Origin of the sequence: Sphingomonas gellani, assembly GCF_900110035.1 — a bacterium.
GTDB classification, from domain to species: domain Bacteria; phylum Pseudomonadota; class Alphaproteobacteria; order Sphingomonadales; family Sphingomonadaceae; genus Sphingomonas; species Sphingomonas gellani.
The window spans coordinates 1-18,309 of sequence record NZ_FOCF01000001.1 but is presented as its reverse complement, the minus strand read 5'-3'; the positions used below and the strand labels follow the sequence as shown (position 1 = coordinate 18,309).

Genomic DNA, 18,309 nt, shown 5'->3' with positions numbered 1-18,309 from the left:
AGCGCGGTACAGCGCCGATTAAGGGCGAGTGAGCGTTTGTTTCTTCCCATGATGGCACGGTTCTTCAAATCGCGGCAGCGTCCCGCTGTCGCCGGCCCCTTTCTGCCGGATGGCGAGCGCGTGTACGCGATCGGCGACGTCCATGGCTGCCTGGGCATGCTCGACGATCTGCTGGCGCGGATCGAGGCCGACGATGCTTCGCGCGACGACGCCGCCACCACCATCATCTTCCTGGGCGATCTGGTCGATCGCGGCCCCGATTCGGCAGGCGTGGTGGCGCGTGTGCGCGAACTGGCACGGACACGCCCCGTTCGCGTGCTGAAGGGCAATCACGAAGAGATCTTCCTGCGTGCGATGGAGGGTGAACGCGATGCGTTGCGACTGTTCTGCCGGGTCGGTGGACGTGAAACGGCGCTAAGCTACGGCATCGACGACGCGGCGTATGAGCGGTCGGACTTCGACGAGCTGGCGGACCTGCTGGCGGCGCATGTGTCGCCGGAGGATCGCGCCTTCATCGACGGCTTCGAGGATATGGTCGTCGCCGGCGATTATGTGTTCGTGCATGCCGGGGTCGATCCGCGCGTGCCGCTGGCGGAACAGACGCCTGCGCAGCTGCGGTGGATTCGGGATCGCTTCCTGGACCATGGCACGGCGCTGGAGAAGCATGTGGTGCATGGCCACACGATCAGCGAGACCGTCGAGTATCGCAGCCACCGCATCGGCATCGACACTGGCGCATTCTCGACCGGGCGGCTGACGGCCTTGGGTCTGCAAGGCTCTGACAGCTGGGAATTGACGACCTGAGACCTGCCGAAAGGTGGAACGTGCGAGGCGTTGCCAAGCTCAAGCCGGCTATTTGCGGCGTGGGGGGGGGGAAGTTGGTTGGGAAGCCGCTACGGACCGGGCGGCTCCACTGTTCTCTAGCAACCTACTGGAGACGTGCCCCGATCCCCGACGCTGACGCCGAAGATTCGGATCGATCAGCGCCCGGTCGGCGGAGCAGTCGGCGCGCCAGGACCGCCCGGCATGCCGCCAGGTCCTGCGCCACCCATCATGCTCTGCTGCATCTGGCGCAGTTGCGCCTCGGGCAGGAAGTCGAGCAGATCGACGTCGAACACCAGCGTGGAGTTGGCGGGGATCGGACCGGTCGCCTTTTCGCCATAACCGAGGCTTGGCTTGATCCAGAACCGGGCCTTTTCGCCCTTCTCCATCGTCTTCAGCGCCTCGGAGAAGCCGGGCACGACGGCCGCGACCGGCATCGGCGTCGGCTGCTGAGATTTGTCGAAGGTGGTGCCGTCGAGCAGCTTGCCCTCGTACATGACCAGCGCGACATCGGCGTCGGTCGGACGCTGTCCGCCCTTGCCGGGGGTCAGCACCTTGTACTGCAAACCAGACGGGGTGGTCACCACGCCCTTCGCCCGCGCATTGCGGCTCAGGAAGTCGTCACCCTGCGCCGCCAAGGCGACCGCCGCCAGCGCGGCGACGACGATGCCCAGCCACAGCCAGACCAGATAACCCCGCTTGACCGGCTGAAGCGGAACGGCGGTCACGGTCGACATGGGTTGGCCCCTAACGGCAAGGATGGAGCGCGCAGGCCCGGGATACCGACCCGCGCTCCCCCAAAGTTTACGAAGTTCACGGCATCGCGCCTAATTTTCGCGATGCCCGTCACGGTAAGCGAGTGCTTACCGGGCGCCGTCACGCTCTGCGCGCTTGCGCTCCAGCTTGCGAGCGCGGCGCACGGCGGCCGCACGCTCACGAGCACGCTTTTCCGACGGCTTCTCGTAATGCCGGCGCAGCTTCATTTCGCGATACACGCCCTCACGCTGCAGCTTCTTCTTGAGCGCGCGCAGGGCCTGGTCGACATTGTTTTCGCGAACGATGATCTGCATAAAACCGACGAACTCCGATCGAATAGCTTTGGCGGCCGCGAACACCCGGTTCCAGCCGACGAATGCGGCCCCTTACCAGCGCCCCGCCCGGATAGCAAGTCGTGCGACAGGCGTGCGAACCGCCCGGACCGGCCGCTGTCCGCGGGTTTGCGGCCCCGCCAGCGCCCGTCTAAGGCACGGTGATGCACGGCACCCCGCTCACCCTGTTCAATTCGCTGACACGCGCGCTTGAGCCGTTCCAGCCACTCGATGCGGCCAATGTGCGCCTCTACACCTGCGGGCCGACGGTCTATAACTACCAGCATATCGGCAACATGCGCGCGTTCCTGTTCGCGGACACGCTGGGCCGGGTGCTGCGGTGGAAGGGATGGCCGACCACGCACATCATCAACATCACCGATGTGGGCCACCTGACGTCCGACGCCGATCAGGGCGAGGACAAGATGGAACGCGCCGCCGCACGCGCCGGCCAGTCGATCTGGGACATCGCCGCGCACTATACCGAGGTGTTCAAGGCCGACGTCGTGGCCCTCAACATCGAAGCGCCCAGCCGCTGGTCGGTGGCGACGGACCATGTGGAAGAGATGATCGCCTTCGCTAGCGCGATCGAGGCGGAGCATTGCTACCGCCTTCCAGGTGGCCTGTATTTCGACGTGTCCACGGTGCCGGACTACGGCCGGCTGGCGCGCGGCAACGCCCCGGCGGAAGAGCCTGCATCCGTCGAAGGCCGCATCGACGAGGTCGAGGGCAAGCGTCACGCGGCAGACTTCGCGATCTGGCGCACCAGCCCGGCGGGCGAGCAGCGGCAGATGGAGTGGGACAGCCCCTGGGGTCGCGGCGCGCCCGGATGGCATCTGGAATGTTCGGTGATGAGCCGGAAATATCTGGGCAACCGCTTCGACATCCATACCGGTGGGATCGATCATCGCGAGATCCACCATCCCAACGAGATCGCCCAGAATCAGGCGCATAACCAGGCGCATTGCGGGTCGTGCGAGCCCGGCTACACCGGCGCCACCCTGTGGATGCACAACAACTTCCTGGTCGAACGCGCGGGGAAGATGTCGAAATCCTCCGGCGAATTCCTGCGGCTGAAGACCCTGGTCGATCGCGGGTATCACCCCCTCGCCTATCGGTTGATGTGCCTGCAAGCGCATTACCGTTCGGAGCTGGAATTCGGCTGGGAGAGCCTAGCCGCCGCCGCCACGCGGCTGAAGCGGCTGGCGCAGACGGTGGAGGCGCTGAAGGCCAGACCGGCGATGCCATCGTCGGGATCGGCATCGGCGTATCGCGAGCAGCTGGATGCCGCCGTGTCCGACGACCTGAACACCGCACGCGCGCTGACCGTGCTCGACACGATGCTGGCGGACAAGCGGATCGCACCGGCCGATCGCATCGCGGCACTGACGGACTATGACGCGGTGCTGGGGCTGTCGCTTGGCGAGATCGGCCGCGCCGACCTGCGCGTGCGTCCAGCCGACGCGACGCTGACCGAAGAGTCGATTGCGGAGCGGCTGGCGGAACGCCGCACGGCGCGTGCCGAGAAGGACTTCGCCCGATCCGACGCGATCCGCGACGAATTGCTGGCGGCTGGTGTGGAGGTGATGGACGGCGATCCGCTGGGCTGGGACTGGCGCCCGACGGCCTGATCGGAGCCGCCGCTCAATTCATCGGCTGGGTCCGGGTCGCGAGCACCGCGGGAGTGTAAGGCCGCGCTGCACCGGCGGGTATCGCCGCGACCTCCGCATCGATTGCCGCCGCGCGCGCCTTTGATGGCGGGTGTGTGCGGCTGCGGAACAGGCCGCCATCGACATCGCCGCCATGGTCCCGCCAGAAGCGCGCCGCCACGGCCGGATCGTAGCCGGCGTTGTATAGCAGCGCGACGCTCAGCCGATCCGCCTCGTCCTCCGCGCGCCGGTGCAGGCGCCCGCTGCGACCGACCTCTGCGAGCATGCCGTCCTTGACGCCTGCCGCCTCCAGTTGCTCGCGGTGATGCAGGACGACGTGCGCCAGTTCATGCGCGACGACGGCGGCGACCTCTGCGTCCGAATAGCGGGCCAGGAAGCGCACGCCGATCTGGACCCGGCGACCATCCGACGACGCGTCCATGCCGTTGCCAAGCAGCACCTCGAACGACGCGGCGCAACCGGGGGTCGCGGGCACGGTGACGCGACGCTTTTGCCCGCCGCGCGACAGCGCCACATCCAACGGTGCGTCGGCGGGCTGACGCATCACCAGCGCCTCCGCCGCATCGCGCTGAACGGTGTTGGCGGCATTGCCGGGTGGCGACTGGTCGATCGCCTGCCCGTTCACCGACAACAGCGCATCGCCGGCCACTATCCCGGCAACCGCAGCGGGCGATCCGGGAACCAGCGTCTCGATCGCCACCGGCCCGTCGAATCCGAACCGCGCGCGCGCCGCATCGCGCAAGCCGGGCTCATACTGGCCAAGTGCGTGTAGGACCCACCCCGGTGCCGGCCCGTGGCGGTCGCACAGCGCCACGTTCGCGGTCACCAGTCGCTGACCAATGGTGGACAATTGCGTGTCGACCGCCGCGAGCGCGGAGAAGGTCGCGGCGGGGTCGTCGGCCGCCGGCGGTGCGGCCGCGAGCAGCAGCGGAGGCAGCAGGCAGGCCATGATACGGGAAAAGCGCATGATTTCGTCCATAGTCTTGCCATCCGACGGCAACCATCCACCGGTTGCCGCGTAAAAGGGCTGCTATACCATTGTCATATTGCGCGGATCATTCGTCCCCTTAATTAGCCGATTCCGGTTCGACACGAGAGAGTTGAGTGGAGCTTCGTCTCGCCATTTCCTATGGATTGCTGGCCGGTCTGGCCGCGGGCATGTTGATCGGAATGCTGGTGTCTGGTGTATCGCAGCAAGCGGGCGAAGCGCTGCGCGCCGCCTGCGCGGCATCAAGACGGATGAAGTTGTGCAGATGCAGCGTCGCCGCGCCGCCTGACCAATCGCGAACCCTGGTCGTGCACGCAGCCGGGCTGTGCACGGACGAAGCGATCCTTGATTGCCTCGACAGCCGAACGGGGGCATGACGACGCCGCAATCGTCGCACAAGAACCGGAACCGAGCATCATGGCTGCCAGATGGGCCCCGGACAGCTGGACCAGGGCCGAGGCCCGCCAGCTTCCCCATTATCCCGACCCCGCCGCGCTGGACGCGGCCACGAACACGCTGCGCAACTTTCCGCCGCTGGTCTTTGCGGGAGAGGCGCGCAACCTGACCGCCACGCTGGGCGAGGTTGCGGAGGGTCGCGGGTTCCTGTTGCAGGGCGGCGACTGCGCCGAAAGCTTTGCGGAATTCCACCCGGACAATATCCGCGACACGTTTCGCGTGATCCTGCAGATGGCGGTGGTCCTGACCTTCGCCTCCAAGCAGCCGGTGGTGAAGCTGGGCCGCATGGCCGGCCAGTTCGCGAAGCCGCGCTCCGCCGACATGGAAACGGTCGGCGGCGTCGAATTGCCGTCCTATCGCGGTGACAACGTCAACGACATCGCGTTCACCGCCGAGTCGCGGGCGCCCGATCCGCAGCGGATGATCCGTGCCTATTCGCAATCGGCGGCGACGCTGAACCTGCTGCGCGCGTTCGCTCAGGGCGGCTATGCCAATCTTCATCAGGTCCATCGCTGGACGCTGGATTTCCTGGGGTCGAGCGCCTGGGCCCGGCGCTATCGCGAGATGGCCGACCGGATCGGCGAGGCGCTGGAATTCATGGCCGCGTGCGGCATCGACCCGCAAACCGTGCCGCAATTGGCGCAGACACAGTTCTACACCAGCCATGAGGCGCTGCTGCTGCCGTTCGAACAGGCGATGACACGGCAGGATTCGCTGACCGGCGACTGGTACGACACCTCCGCGCATTTCCTGTGGCTGGGCGACCGGACCCGCTTCGAGGGGTCGGCGCACATCGAATATCTGCGCGGCATCGGCAATCCGGTGGGGATCAAGTGCGGCCCGACGCTGGAGCCGGACGCGCTGCTCCGCTTCTGCGACACGCTCAATCCGGGGCGCGTTCCGGGACGACTGACGCTGATCACGCGGTTCGGGCACGACAGGATCGAGGCCGCCCTGCCCCGCCTCGTGCGCGCGGTGAAGCGGGAGGGGCATCCGGTGGTCTGGTCGTGCGACCCGATGCACGGCAACACCGTGAAGGCCGCGACCGGGTACAAGACGCGCCCGTTCGACCGCATCCTGGCCGAGGTGCGCGGCTTCTTCGCCGTTCACCGCGCGGAAGGTACGCATGCGGGCGGCATCCATGCGGAGATGACCGGGCAGAACGTCACGGAGTGCACTGGCGGCGCGGTGGACGTGACGGAACAGAGCCTGGCCGACCGGTACCACACCCATTGCGACCCGCGTCTCAACGCCAGCCAGAGCCTGGAGCTCGCCTTCCTGCTGGCAGAGATGCTGAACGAGGAGATGCGCCAGCGCCAGGCGGAGGCGGCCTGACCAACCGCGGCGGCCGGCTCTGCGCGGGCCGCCGCGGGTAACGTGGCTCGCGGGTAACAGTCGCCGGAACCGCTCGGCGAGAATGTGTGTCGAGAGGCCCTTGACGATCCCACCGGGGTCCCGTAGGTGCCCGCCTCCACCGCAAACGGCCCCTTCGTCTAGCGGTCTAGGACGTCGCCCTCTCACGGCGAAAACACGGGTTCGAGTCCCGTAGGGGTCACCATCGTCAAGCGGAAATCGGCGGATTACCGCGATTTTCAACGATGAGAGCGAATTCACCTCCACATTTCGTCCCACAGTTATTCCCGGCTTTAATGGAACGCGTGGCATGCCTTGCCGACTGCAATCGCTCCCTCGCCAAAATTTAGGTTGAATACACCACCCTTTGGTCGGTTATTGGGCCGTTAGCCGACTGTCTGCTTCCAGTCTCGCACCTTGCTTGAGCGGTCTTTAGTTCTCGTTGCCGCGGCATCGCGCTCCGATCATGCCCGCGATAGACTGGAGCACGCCTTTTCAAACGCTTCTTGGCAACCAAACGCGAGCTGCTTGAAATGCTCTTTTAGACTTCCGTTTTTGGTGCGCGCTTCCTTAATTAGCTGTTGCCGCTGAGCCTCGGCCGCGTGATAGCCCCGCTTACAGTGGGCGCTTGCTTTATTGGTTTGGGGCTACCGCGCTCACTTCGGAGTGGTTCGCAGAGCAATTTGGAAAAGCCCGCGAGGCCCTGGGCTCGCGCTATACACCCGACTCCAATGTCGAATTGCCGATCCGCAAGACTTTCATGGCATTTGCCCGTGACCCGTCGCTGGATGGAACGGTGCTAGAATGGTCGCTAGCCCTAGGCGATCGTGGCAGTAGGGCCCTCAAAGCTATCGCGCGCGCGCTTGGCGAGAATGACGAACCTCAAGAGATCACCGCGCTGGGCGAAGCCCTATCGTCGTTCACCCAAGCGCTGGATATCGAGCCCATTGGTCCCGAGAGCCAGTTTCCGCTCGCGGCTTGGCAGGTGGCGGCGCAAGCATGCTCTTCGGCCTGCTACGATGCGCTAAACTGGGTCTTCACTCTCCCCGCCAGCCAAGCCGAGCATGGCGTCACCAGAGAAGATTGGGCGCGAGAAGAGCTTTACCGCCTCATTGATGTCGTCCGGGACATTGAGGCAGAGTTAGAATCCGACGATTGGCGGCTGGCGAATGCCCATGCCGTATTGCTGCAGGGCAAGGCTGGAACGGGCAAGTCGCATCTACTCGCGGACGTCGTGGAACATCAGATCCACGCCAATCGGCCGGCATTGCTGGTGCTGGGTAGCGCGCTGGTTGAAGGGGAGCCCTGGAAGCAGATCATGGCGCAGCTGGATATGGCGCCGGACCTACAAGCCAAGCACTTCCTCGGAAGTTTGGATGCTGCCGGGCAAGCGGCCGGCGTCCGCGCCATCATCTGCATTGACGCCATCAATGAACGCCACGGTACGGATATTTGGCCGGATCGGCTGGCCGCGTTCCTCAAAATGGCCGAACCTTTCCCGCATGTGGGCATCGTGCTGTCCTGCCGATCGACCTATGTGCAGCATGTCGTGCCAGAATCCCTGAATGACGACCGTCTGGCGCGGATAACTCACCAAGGCTTCGCCGGCCGCGGCGGCGAAGCCGCCAATGTCTATCTGGCCAAGCGCAGCATCGTCCGCCCCGGCGCACCCAATCTGGTGCCAGAGTTTCAGAATCCGCTTTTCCTGAAAACCTGCTGCGACTTCCTCGAGAAGGAAGGCCAGAATGAGCTTCCACGCGGTTTGCGCGGCGTAAGCGCCATTTTTGGCTTCTACAACGAAGCGGTTGCTCGTGCCGTCACCCGGCGCATGAAGCTCGACCCGCATCTCGATCTGGTCGCGACTGCGCTGACCAGCTTCACCGATATTCTGGTCAACCGTGGCGAAGGTTATGCTACCAAAACCGAGGTGATCGCCGCATTCGAAGCGATTCTGCCCTCGGGTGGTTCTCTCGATAAGAGCCTGCTTTCTCAATTTGAGAGCGAGGGCGTTCTGGCGATCGAACTCATCCGTGACGATGATGACAAGATCGTGCCGATGGTCCGGTTCACTTTCGAGCGGTATAGCGATCACGCCATCGCGGCGCGCCTGCTGCGGGAGCATGCGAATTTTGGGGATGTGAAGGGTTCATTTGCTGACGGCACCGTGCTGGGCGGGTTGGTTTTCGGTGAAGAATATTACCGTGTCGCCGGCATCATCGAAGCGATTGCGATCCAGTTGCCCGAACGCTGCGGCGTGGAGATCGTAGATCTTCGGCCGGAGATTAACTGGGCGATCCGGCAGGCATTTCTCGACAGCCTGCTATGGCGCGAGCAGCGATTTTTTACCGACCGAACCTTTGAATGCCTTCGGCTTTTCGAGAACGACGATGGCGTTCGCGACCTGCTCATTTCGGTCGTCACCGAGCCCGACAACAAATTCAACGCGCTTTATATGCATGAACGCCTTTCCGCGCGCTCCATGCCCGAGCGGGATGCCAACTGGTCGGTGTTTCTGAATGATCGCGGCAGCGAAGATGATCCGGTTGAGGTCGTGATCAGCTGGGCCATGCAGAACGGTATGGGCGCGATTGACGATGATCGTGCCAAGCTAGCTGCGATCACCCTTTCCTGGTTTCTGACCACTTCGCACCGCACCGTTCGGGATAAGGCGACCAAAGCGCTGGCGTCGCTCTTTGCCACGCGCCTGACTCTTGCTGCGTCCACGCTCCGCCTGTTCGCCGAGGCGAATGACCTCTATCTCAGGGAGCGGTTATTTGCCGCCGCCTACGGTGCGGCATTGCAGGGTAAGACAGCCGATGGCCTGTCCGAACTCGCCGCCACGACCAACGCGTTGATATTTGCGGCCAGCGAGCCACCACTCAATGAGCTACTTCGCGACCATGCGCGCGGCATCATCGCCTATACGGAATTCCGTGAGCAGCTGCCGTCCACCATAGATCTAATGAGGGTGCGCCCGCCTTATAAGAGTCCGTGGCCAATCGAGTACGTGTCGAAGGCAACGATCGAAAGCTACAAGCAGAATTACAACGGCGCTTACTATGGCGACTCCACCGTCAGCTCGGTAGTCAATGACGGCGATTTCGCGCGCTATGTGATTGATCACACGATCGACAAATGGGCGCCGGTGCCCATCGACGCAGAAGATTGCCCAAGCGCCCATAGCTTGGCGCGCGACTGGCTCGAACAGTTTATTGCTCAGGCCAGCGAGGAGCAGCTTACCGCATTTGAGGCCGTAGCGGAGGCAGCCAAAGCCTGCGACGGCGACCTTAGCTATAAAGAGACGCCCGAGCGCACCGCGCTGAAGGCTGCCGAAAAGACATTCCAAGCGACGTTACCGTCCCAGAAATGGGAAGAATACCGGGTAACGGCGCAGACGTTCGTTCGGCATTCCCTATATTCGGAACAGCCACACGATTATTCTGCCCGCTTCAATCGAGGCTGGGGGCGGCGCTGGATTTGCATGCGCGCGCATGAACTCGGCTGGACCCAGGAGCGGTTTGCAAAGTTGGAGCGCGGTTACAGCGGCGATCGCCACGAGCATCGCGTTGAGCGGATCGGGAAGAAATATCAGTGGCTGGCCCTGCGCGAATTGGTCGCGCGGATGGCGGACAATCTGCTATTTATGGGTCAGGGCTATGGGGATGAGCGCCGTGCCTATGAAGGCGCGCGCGATGTGGGTCTGCGAGATTTGGACCCATCGCTGTTGGTCACGAAAACCCATTATGACGGTTGGAAGCAATGGGATCGGACCTGGTGGGTTCCGGTCCAGCCCCGGCTACGACAAGTTGAGCCGCTAGAGCGCCTCGCCTGGCTGGATAGTGACAGTGACCTACTTAATGATGCTTCGCTTATCGACCTGACCGACCCGAAGACCAAACGCCGTTGGTTGCCCTTGCATAGCTTTGCTTCGTGGCGGCAATCCGGTCTCGACGGCGATAACAAATCCATGCAGCGCGAGACCTGGTATCGCGTCACCTGCGTCGTCGTCGCCAAAGGCAATGTGGCCAAGGCAATAGAGGACTTTGGTAGCCAAACCCTCGTCAATCCGCACGCGCTGCCTGAATTCCATCTTGATAGTTCGTATTTCCTCGGCGAATATCCGTGGCATCCGATGCTGCAGGATCAGGATGACTGGGTAGAGGGTGACGGTTGGAACGGCTTGTCAGTCTCGGTCCGCCCGACCACTTCACATTACCTGTCCGAACGGGGTGGTTACGACTATTCTGTCGATGAGACGGTCAGGATCGAGTTGCCTGCGCCCTGGCTCGCCAAAGCGATGGGCCTGCGCTTGCAGGATGGTCAAAAACCAACCTTCGTGGATGCGGGTGGCGAAATCCGCTTTTTCGATCCGTCTGTGATCGAGCCGGGATACCAAGCGGCGCTGGTCGATCGGGATGCTTTCCTAGCCATGCTCGATCGTGAGGGATTGGCAGCCATCTGGGTGGTCGCTGGCGAGAAAGGTGTTTTCGGCGGCAAAGACGCCTACCGTGGATTCGGCGGTCGGGTCTTGCACACGGGCATCTACACGCTGGAAACGGAATGCTTTGTTCGCTCCATGCATTTTGATCGGGAGAAGCCGAGCGCGGAGCAGCTGGAGGGATTGCTCGGAGTTGCCCCAACCGAGGAGCTCCTCTCGCGGTACGCAAGGGGGTGATGTTGGCTTGACACCCGATGAATCTCTACACTCGGGGCGTTAGGGGATGTCGCTTTGCCACATGAACGAACGACGGCTTTCGGAATAGCTAGTCGCCGATTGGAATGACGGTAATTAGGGCGCAAAGCGGCCGCTACTCTCGTTTGACTGGCTGCTGCCGCCGTTCGTGGACGACAATCTGTTCCCAGCGCTCTGGGTTGGCCTTCGCCATCATCTGCTGACCTGCCTGCCACATATCGGCGCCCAGCATCCGTGCCGCGATCCGCTCGGGTACCGCCCAACTGACCGGCAACGATCGCGCGACAGCGCCGGGCAGAATCGCAAACGTCACCATACCAGCGACAGCGAAGGCGACGCGGTTGTGCAGCAACTCGCGGCTCTGCTCAGCAGCCGATCGCGCGCCCGCAAGCGCAGCGCTGAGATTAACGGCGGCCCCGTTCATGTTGGCGACCGCACTCTGCAACATCTCCCGGTCGCGTTCCCGGCTTGCGGTCGCCGCCGCCGTGATCTCCCGCGCCATAGCTTCGGGCGTAAGCTTCAGCGCCGGTCGCTCTGATAGCCGCTGCACCGACGCGCAAACATCCTCCAGCCGCTTGGCAATTGCCTCAAGGCTCGGTGCATAATCCGGCTGAGATATACGCTCGTCGGTCAGCCGCTCGACGGCGCGACGCAGCAGGCTGATCTCTGCACGCAGTTCGCCGAACGCATGGGCGGCAAGACTGGTATCGACTTCGCGGGTGGTGTCCTGATCCATTCGCGCAGGTCTATCGCTCTAGCCCGCGGCTACGCGAGAGGCCGAGCCATTCCTGCACGTTGTGGGATATCGAATTACCTCCGCTGGCCGGGATCCTCAGTTTCGGCAGGCGCTTTCTGACCAGCGACTCGACCTGGGCATCGCGTTCGAGGCTTTTGCCCCAAGCACCCATCTGCTGGCCGATGGCACGAGCCCCGGCGTCGTCGCCGGCGTGGCGGAATGTGCGATGCGCCTTGGCCAGCGTCTGCCAGTCCTCGACGAACCGATCTGCGCGCTTCTCCGGACTGGCGCGCAACTCCGCCTCCAACGCCATCGCGCGAAGGGCGGCGCTGGTGCGGCCCTGCGCGGCTTCGCTGATCATGCCGGGATCGCGCGCAAAGGCTGCGCGTAGGTCGCGCGACGCTTCCGGCCGCGCAGTGTCCAGAGCCTCGCGTGCCTTGTCATAGGCGATCCGATGGTGCGGCAATTCGGCATATCCGTCGTTGCGCATCCGCAGGATATCGGTCGCCGCTCGTGCGAAGCGCTGCACTGCGGTTTCAAGACCGATCGATAGGGGCGCACGCACCGGCTGAGGTACCGCAATCCGCACGCCATCGAACATTCCGCGCGTCGGCGGTGGCGCCATGGGCCGCAGGTCCAGCCCTGCGAACGGATCGCGCGTCGGCGTGGGTCTTGCTTCTATCACGACCGGCTCGGGCAACCGGATCTGCCGGCGATCGGCGAAGTCGCGCGTGTAATCCGGGGCCATGTCCTTGGCACAATCGCGCGACAACGCGCGGACCAGCTTCGAGGGCTCGGCGAAATCGTCGCGGCCATAATGCAGGCCCACAGTGTCGCGATGCCGGGACAGCGCGACATAGGCGGCATGCCGATCGAGGCCCGGTGTTGCCAGCACATGGGCACGATCGACCGTGACGCCCTGCGCCTTGTGAATGGTCGCGGCGTAGCCGTGATCGACATGCGCATAGTCCTTGAGGTCAAACGCGACCATGCGACCATCATCGAGCGTCACCGCCATGCGGGCGGCGGTCACGCTCTGGACGATACCGAGCGAACCGTTCTTCACGCCCATACTGCGTTCGTTCTTGAGGAACATGATCCGGTCACCCGAGGCGAAAGTCCGCTGCCCACGCTCGGCGCGGAGCGCGGTATCCTCACCGAGCTGCCTCGCGATACGCAGCCGGTCGCGCGCGGCATGGTTGAGCGCCTGCACCTCGTCATTGGTGTGGGTAAGGATGATGCGGGTGGCAGCCGGCATCGCCTGACGATCGCGATCCCAGCGATCGATCAGACCGGCACGCGCCTGCTCGCGAGTCTCGCCGACATGGACGCGACCGGCATCCGCAAGCGCATCAACTCGCACATCTGCGGCACTGCTTGGCTAGTCGCCTGCCTGAACAGAATGTCGACATCCGCGTGAGCCAAGCCCTACTTGGTCACAGCAAGCTGGAGACGGCGGCGCTTCACACCAAGGTCGCCGCGCGCACGATCCGCGCGGTCATCGGCCGGCTCGACCAGTTGCTCGCGCTGATGGAGCGGAAGACCTCGCCAAGGTGACGCAGCGTGCGTGCCTCTCTCGAGATCGCGGATATTTACGCAGCGCCGGTTAGCATAAGGGATCGCGAAGCCGGGCACCTCAGCCTCGCACAGCTCAAGGTCATGTCGGCGGTCGAGCAGTTGCTGGCCGTGGGCACTCGGCGGGCACGTCGTAGCCTGCACAAGACGCTGGATCAGCGTGACCTCCTGTGCACTCACTCGCAGACGTCAGGCCCCTCGCGACCGAAACTCAACAAAAAAGAGGGAGGCGTTATGCCCCCCTCTCGAAGTGTAGCGGATCAGAACTGGATGGTGGTGCTGATCGCGATGTTGCGGCCCAGGCTGTCATAGCGCTGGGGGATGGTGTTCGACCGCGCCAGGCTGATGTCGTAGGAGTTGGCGACGATCGGCGGGCTCTTGTCCAGCAGGTTGTTGGCGATCAGGCGCAGGCTGTAGCGCTGCGCGATGTTGAAGGTGAGTGCCAGGTCGAAATAGCTCTGCGGCGCAATGTGGTAGAAGGTGGTGCGCGCCGGGTTTGGGTTGTCCGTCGCCGAATAGCCGTTGATCGCCGGATCGCCCGAGTTGGTCGCGCTGGTCAGCGACCCGACATAGCGCCAATTCAGGGATGCGCTGAACACGTTGTCCGGCAGCGTGTAGGTGGTGCGCAGGGTGTGCGTCCACTTAGGCAGCAACTGGTTGCAGCCGTTACGGAAATAACCAACGCAATTTCGTTGCGGCTGCACCGGTGAGTCCTGGCTGCCGGCAAAGGTGGTCAGCGACCCGTTGAAGTCGAAGTCCATCCGGCCTGCTCCGCCGAGGCCGAGTGCATAGTTCGCCTGGAAGTCATACCCGCGTGCGATGGAGAAGTAATAGTTGCTCGTGCCCTGGCGGATATAGCCACTGGTCGGGTTGCTGGACGGCGGCGAGTACAGCGTCCCGTCGGGCGCACGCACGATGCCGGAGCAGAAGAAGGCGTCGCCGCCCGAGCGCAGGCACCCATCGGTGTAATAGGTGTAATCGTTATAGCCGAGCGAGTTGTTGATCTTGATCCGATAACGGTCGACCGAGAAGGTCAGGCCACGGATGAAGCGCGGCTTCACCACCAGGCCATAGGTCTGGGTATAGGCCGTCTCCGGATCCGCGGTGAAGCCCCCCGAACGCGTGGTGCACTGATTGTCCGGGCACAACAGGGTCCTGCTGCCGTACAGCGCGTCCGACAGGCCGGTGGCGCGACACACGTCACGCGATGCGATGGGCGCACCGTAAAGCTGCTGACCATTGCCATCGGTCTGCGGCAGCCCGGTCTTGGGATCGGTCAGGGCCGTCGGCGCGCAGAAGTCGTTCTGCGATCCCCCCTGACGACCATAGCTGATGTTGCTCGCCTGGAACGCCTCGACCACGGTTGGCGCGCGCTGGGCCTTGTTGAACGATGCGCGCAGGGTGAGGTCGGGCACCGGCGCGTACAGCCCCTCCGCCTTCCACGTGGTGAATGTTGACGGGTTGGAGCTGTATTTGGACAGGCGGCCGCCCAGATTGGCCTGCAGCAGATGCGCAAAGCGCTGCTCCTGCACCAGCGGCAGCTGAAGCTCCGCGTTCGATTCCCAGACATGCTGGCTGCGATCGGAATCGGTGCCGCCGTAATCTTCCCGGAATCCCGGCGTGGACGTGGAGAACTGGCGGTCCTTCCGGAACTCAGTTCCCAACGCGATCGCGACCCCGTCATGGGCGAAAGGCGAGGTGATCCCATACTTGCCCAGGTCACCGGTCATGTTCGCCTGAAAGTCGTACAGGATGCCAACCGTCGTCTGGATAGCCGGATCGACGCCACTGTAGAAATAGTCGACCAGTGCCTGGTTGTTGTTGCCTGCACTGAACGCGTCGAAGGGGATGCAGTTCGGATCGGTGCCGTTAACCTTGGATACGCAGGTCGGCGTGCCGTTGACGTTGACGACGTTCAGCGAGCGGTTGACGTTGGTGTAGTTGCTCAGGCGCGACGAGTTCCAGTCCTGCTGGTTGCGCGCGTACACGCCGCCCACGTCATAGGTCCAAACCTCGTCCACCTTGCCGCGAATGCCGCCGGTGGCACGGATGCCCTTGTTGAGATAGCTGTCGACCTGATACGGCAGACCGTTGAAGCGATAGCGTATGTCGAGCGGCACCAAGCCCGTCGTCTGCGCGCCGCAGAGCACCGTCCGCTGGCTGGCGGACAGGAACGGGTTGTCGCAATTCACCTGATACACGCCGGCATCGTAATTGGCGGCAGCGAACACACGGGTCGGGTACCGGTTGATGGATTTGTCACGGAACCACAGCGCGGACCCGTACACCTCATATTCCGGCGCGAGCTTCAGCGTGACGAAGCCGCCTGCGTTCAGGCGGTTCAGCTGCCTCTGGTAGGAATAGCCGTCATACGGGTTTGCCGCATTGCCTACGCCGACGCCATAAGGGACGAAAGTGCGCGCGCCGTTCGGATCGTTGATATAGGCGCGACCGCTGTTGGCGCCCGCGCGCGGCGAGATGTAGCCGCTGATCGAATAGGTGGACAGAGAGCAGGACAGCGGGCCGTCCTTTGACGTCTGTCCGATCTGGCAGGCGGAGGTCGATCGCGAGTCGTACGGGATCAGGTCCTGATGCTTGTAGTTGACGAAGCCGGACAGGTTCAGCTTGCCGTCGAACAGCCGCTTGCCGACCGTCAGCGTCACATCCGCGCGGCCGCCGTCATTCACCTTCCCCAGCAAAGGCGAGAAGCCGCTCGCCTGCGCCACCGGCGTGACGATGTTCGCCTTGTTGTCGTGGTTGTAGAAATTGTAATTGGCGTCGATCCGCACGCCGTCGAAATCAGGCTTCAGGATGAAGTTGACGACGCCGGCCACCGCGTCCGAGCCGTACACGGACGACGCACCACCGGTCAGGATGTCGACCCGCTCCAACAGTGAAACCGGGATGATGTTCGTATCCTGGCCGTTCTGCGTTCCGATCCGCTTGCCGTCGATCAGCACCAGCGTGCGCTCGAAACCCAGGCTGCGCAGCTTGATGCGCTGACGACCGTCCGAGTCCTGATAGGTCTGCTGGTTGTCGGGCGCGACCTGAGGCAGGCGGTTCAGAACCTCCTCGACGTTCACCGGTGCTTGCGCCTTGATGTCGGCGGACGTGACGGAAGTGATCGGCGCGGCGGAGGCGCTGTTCGGCCGCTGGATTCGCGTACCGGTGACCACCACGTCACCGACCGACGACTCGGTTGGTGTGTTCGCCACACCGGAGATAGCGTTGCGACGCGTGGCGGAGCTGTTGGGGACCTGCTGGCCAGGGGTCAGGCCATCGGGCGTCGGTGCGGTCTGATCGGTCGCCGCGCCGTCACGAGATGAGGCGGCCGCCGCCTGCCCGTCCCCAGCCGTGTCGACTGCCTGCTGGGCTGTCGCGGGAACAGCGATCCCCAAAGCCCCGCCCAACGCGATCAACGAAACCGAATGCCGCAACATCATGAAAGCCCCCACTGTGTCCTCCGCACGATCGTTATCGTCGCGCCGGTGAAATCATGGTTTACCAATGAAGGGCCTTCGTCAATACCCGAATAGGACCTTTCCGCCGCGATTTCACGTGTGCCATCGCTTTGGTGACACACATTGGGGAAGCACCTATGACCAATAGACGTTCTCTGCTCTCCGCCATGGGCCTGTTGGCCGCGACGCCTGCCGCCGCGTTGCAACGGCGCAAGCGCGCTGCGGGGCCTGGCGCGACGGTCCTGTCGACTTGGGATTTCGGCGCGGCGGCCAATGCGGCGGCGTTTGCGCGGCTGAGCGCGGGCGGTTCCCTGCTCGACGCGGTGGAGGCCGGCGGCATGGTGCCGGAGGCGGATCCCGCCAATCACTCGGTCGGCTATTCCGGCTATCCCGACCGCGACGGGCATGTGACGCTCGACGCGGTCATCATGGACGATACCGGTCAGGTGGGCGCAGTCGCGGCGCTGGAAGACACGGTGCATGCGGTCTCCGTCGCGCGGCGGGTGATGGAAAAGACGCCGCACACCATGCTGGTGGGAGACGGCGCGACCCGCTTCGCCCGCGACCAGGGCTTTCCACAGCGCGCGCTGCTCACCCCGGAGGCGGAAAAGGCGTGGCGCGACTGGCTGCGCACCGCGAACTACCGGCCGGAGGCGAATGTCGAGAACCGCGTGTCGCGAACGCCTGGCGGCGCGCTGGACCATGACACGATCGGCATCCTGGCGCGCGACGCGGCCGGGCGGCTCGCGGGCGCCTGCACGACCTCCGGCATGGCGTTCAAGATGCGCGGCCGGGTCGGCGATTCGCCACAGGTCGGCTGCGGCCTGTTCGTGGAGCGCGGTGTGGGTGCCGCGACCTCCACCGGCCTGGGCGAAGAGGTGACGCGCGTGGCCGGCACCGCACGCGTGGTCGCCTCCATGCGCGCCGGCCTGTCCCCGCAGGCCGCCTGCGAAGAGGTGGTGCGGCACATCGCCTCCCTGCGCGGCGACGCGATCCGGGGGGTTCAGGTCGGCTTCCTGGCGCTTGGCCCGCAAGGGGAAGTGGGCGCGTTCTGCCTGTTGCCGGGCTTCACCTATGCTGCGACAGACGCCGCCGGCCGCACGGTCGTCCACAAGGCCGGATCGCTGTTCCGGGCCTGAGGTGACACCGACGCCAGCAAAGCCCCCGCGCCGCCTGTTGGAGGTGTGCGTCGATTCGGTCGCGGGGCTCGTCGCGGCCACGCAGGGCGGCGCCGACCGGATCGAGCTGTGCGCCGCGCTGGGCATCGGCGGCCTGACCCCGCCGGAGTCGCTGATCCGCGCCGCCGCGGCGGGGACCCTGCCCGTCCACCTGCTCTGCCGCCCCCGCGAAGGGGACTTCATCGCCTCCACCGCCGAACGGGCGCTGGTCGCCGACGACATCCGCCTCGCGGCCGAGGCGGGTCTGGCCGGCGTGGTGATCGGCGCGAGCGAAGCCGACCGGCGGCTC

General features: G+C 64.3%; 14 protein-coding genes, 1 tRNA gene and 2 pseudogenes. 11 read left to right on the top strand and 6 right to left on the bottom strand.

Annotated features, from left to right (window positions below; genetic code table 11):
- Positions 1-48 precede the first annotated feature (48 nt).
- Positions 49-804, top strand: coding sequence for a metallophosphoesterase family protein (locus BMX37_RS00070; protein ID WP_093663466.1), 756 nt, complete (start codon positions 49-51; stop codon positions 802-804).
- Positions 805-980: 176 nt separating this feature from the next.
- Here the strand turns inward: BMX37_RS00070 and BMX37_RS00065 are convergent, their stop codons facing one another.
- Together BMX37_RS00065 and rpsU are read right to left on the bottom strand one after the other, a co-directional pair.
- The gene (locus tag BMX37_RS00065) at positions 981-1,559 is read right to left on the bottom strand and encodes an FKBP-type peptidyl-prolyl cis-trans isomerase (protein ID WP_093663465.1); all 579 of its coding nucleotides are present in this window, start codon (positions 1,557-1,559) and stop codon (positions 981-983) included.
- Between the two features lie 126 nt (positions 1,560-1,685).
- Complete coding sequence (gene rpsU / locus BMX37_RS00060; protein ID WP_093664181.1) at positions 1,686-1,892, bottom strand: 30S ribosomal protein S21; 207 nt, start codon at positions 1,890-1,892, stop codon at positions 1,686-1,688.
- Positions 1,893-2,074: 182 nt separating this feature from the next.
- Between rpsU and cysS the strand changes: the two genes are divergently transcribed.
- Positions 2,075-3,541: a cysteine--tRNA ligase gene (gene cysS, locus BMX37_RS00055; RefSeq protein ID WP_093663464.1), complete on the top strand. Its 1,467-nt coding sequence runs from the start codon at positions 2,075-2,077 to the stop codon at positions 3,539-3,541.
- Between the two features lie 13 nt (positions 3,542-3,554).
- Here cysS and BMX37_RS00050 read toward each other — a convergent pair whose 3' ends face one another.
- Positions 3,555-4,547 carry a M48 family metallopeptidase gene (locus tag BMX37_RS00050; RefSeq protein ID WP_093664180.1) on the bottom strand — a complete coding sequence of 331 codons (993 nt, stop codon included), beginning with the start codon at positions 4,545-4,547 and terminating at the stop codon, positions 3,555-3,557.
- 137 nt (positions 4,548-4,684) lie between these two features.
- Between BMX37_RS00050 and BMX37_RS18345 the strand changes: the two genes are divergently transcribed.
- The 4 genes from BMX37_RS18345 (at position 4,685) to BMX37_RS00035 (ending at position 11,052) form a co-directional block, all read left to right on the top strand.
- A complete protein-coding gene (locus BMX37_RS18345; RefSeq protein ID WP_139197896.1) occupies positions 4,685-4,945 on the top strand; it encodes a hypothetical protein in 261 nt (86 codons plus the stop codon).
- Between the two features lie 40 nt (positions 4,946-4,985).
- Positions 4,986-6,359, top strand: coding sequence for a class II 3-deoxy-7-phosphoheptulonate synthase (locus BMX37_RS00045; protein ID WP_093663463.1), 1,374 nt, complete (start codon positions 4,986-4,988; stop codon positions 6,357-6,359).
- A gap of 147 nt (positions 6,360-6,506) precedes the next feature.
- Positions 6,507-6,582 (top strand) — tRNA-Glu (locus tag BMX37_RS00040).
- A 423-nt stretch (positions 6,583-7,005) separates the two neighbouring features.
- On the top strand, positions 7,006-11,052 hold the full coding sequence (locus tag BMX37_RS00035; protein WP_139197894.1) for a hypothetical protein: 4,047 nt from the start codon (positions 7,006-7,008) through the stop codon (positions 11,050-11,052).
- 133 nt (positions 11,053-11,185) lie between these two features.
- Here BMX37_RS00035 and BMX37_RS00030 read toward each other — a convergent pair whose 3' ends face one another.
- Entirely contained in the window at positions 11,186-11,806 is a 621-nt protein-coding gene (locus BMX37_RS00030) for a DUF6118 family protein (protein ID WP_093663461.1), read from the bottom strand.
- A 10-nt stretch (positions 11,807-11,816) separates the two neighbouring features.
- The gene (locus BMX37_RS19065) at positions 11,817-13,169 is read right to left on the bottom strand and encodes a hypothetical protein (protein WP_093663460.1); all 1,353 of its coding nucleotides are present in this window, start codon (positions 13,167-13,169) and stop codon (positions 11,817-11,819) included.
- A gap of 2 nt (positions 13,170-13,171) precedes the next feature.
- Between BMX37_RS19065 and BMX37_RS19395 the strand changes: the two are divergent.
- The 3 genes and pseudogenes from BMX37_RS19395 to BMX37_RS19390 form a co-directional block, all read left to right on the top strand.
- Positions 13,172-13,222: pseudogene (locus tag BMX37_RS19395) on the top strand (hypothetical protein); the annotation flags it as partial.
- Complete coding sequence (locus tag BMX37_RS19060; protein WP_425288418.1) at positions 13,223-13,363, top strand: hypothetical protein; 141 nt, start codon at positions 13,223-13,225, stop codon at positions 13,361-13,363.
- Between the two features lie 6 nt (positions 13,364-13,369).
- A pseudogene (locus tag BMX37_RS19390) lies at positions 13,370-13,526 on the top strand (IS91 family transposase); the annotation flags it as partial.
- Between the two features lie 115 nt (positions 13,527-13,641).
- Here the strand turns inward: BMX37_RS19390 and BMX37_RS00015 are convergent.
- Positions 13,642-16,824, bottom strand: a complete 3,183-nt coding sequence (locus tag BMX37_RS00015; RefSeq protein ID WP_093663459.1) for a TonB-dependent receptor domain-containing protein — start codon at positions 16,822-16,824, stop codon at positions 13,642-13,644.
- A gap of 155 nt (positions 16,825-16,979) precedes the next feature.
- Between BMX37_RS00015 and BMX37_RS00010 the strand changes: the two genes are divergently transcribed.
- Positions 16,980-17,981: a glycosylasparaginase gene (locus tag BMX37_RS00010; RefSeq protein ID WP_093663458.1), complete on the top strand. Its 1,002-nt coding sequence runs from the start codon at positions 16,980-16,982 to the stop codon at positions 17,979-17,981.
- A 1-nt stretch (position 17,982) separates the two neighbouring features.
- On the top strand, positions 17,983-18,309 hold a 327-nt coding region (locus BMX37_RS00005; RefSeq protein WP_280139194.1), incomplete at its 3' end, for a copper homeostasis protein CutC.

Coding starts and splice junctions, on each gene's coding strand:
- BMX37_RS00070 (WP_093663466.1), top strand. CDS start 49: ATGATGGCACGGTTCTTCAAATCGCGGCAGCGTCCCGCTGTCGCCGGC.
- BMX37_RS00065 (WP_093663465.1), bottom strand. CDS start 1,559: ATGTCGACCGTGACCGCCGTTCCGCTTCAGCCGGTCAAGCGGGGTTAT.
- rpsU (WP_093664181.1), bottom strand. CDS start 1,892: ATGCAGATCATCGTTCGCGAAAACAATGTCGACCAGGCCCTGCGCGCG.
- cysS (WP_093663464.1), top strand. CDS start 2,075: ATGCACGGCACCCCGCTCACCCTGTTCAATTCGCTGACACGCGCGCTT.
- BMX37_RS00050 (WP_093664180.1), bottom strand. CDS start 4,547: ATGCGCTTTTCCCGTATCATGGCCTGCCTGCTGCCTCCGCTGCTGCTC.
- BMX37_RS00045 (WP_093663463.1), top strand. CDS start 4,986: ATGGCTGCCAGATGGGCCCCGGACAGCTGGACCAGGGCCGAGGCCCGC.
- BMX37_RS00030 (WP_093663461.1), bottom strand. CDS start 11,806: ATGGATCAGGACACCACCCGCGAAGTCGATACCAGTCTTGCCGCCCAT.
- BMX37_RS00015 (WP_093663459.1), bottom strand. CDS start 16,824: ATGATGTTGCGGCATTCGGTTTCGTTGATCGCGTTGGGCGGGGCTTTG.
- BMX37_RS00010 (WP_093663458.1), top strand. CDS start 16,980: ATGACCAATAGACGTTCTCTGCTCTCCGCCATGGGCCTGTTGGCCGCG.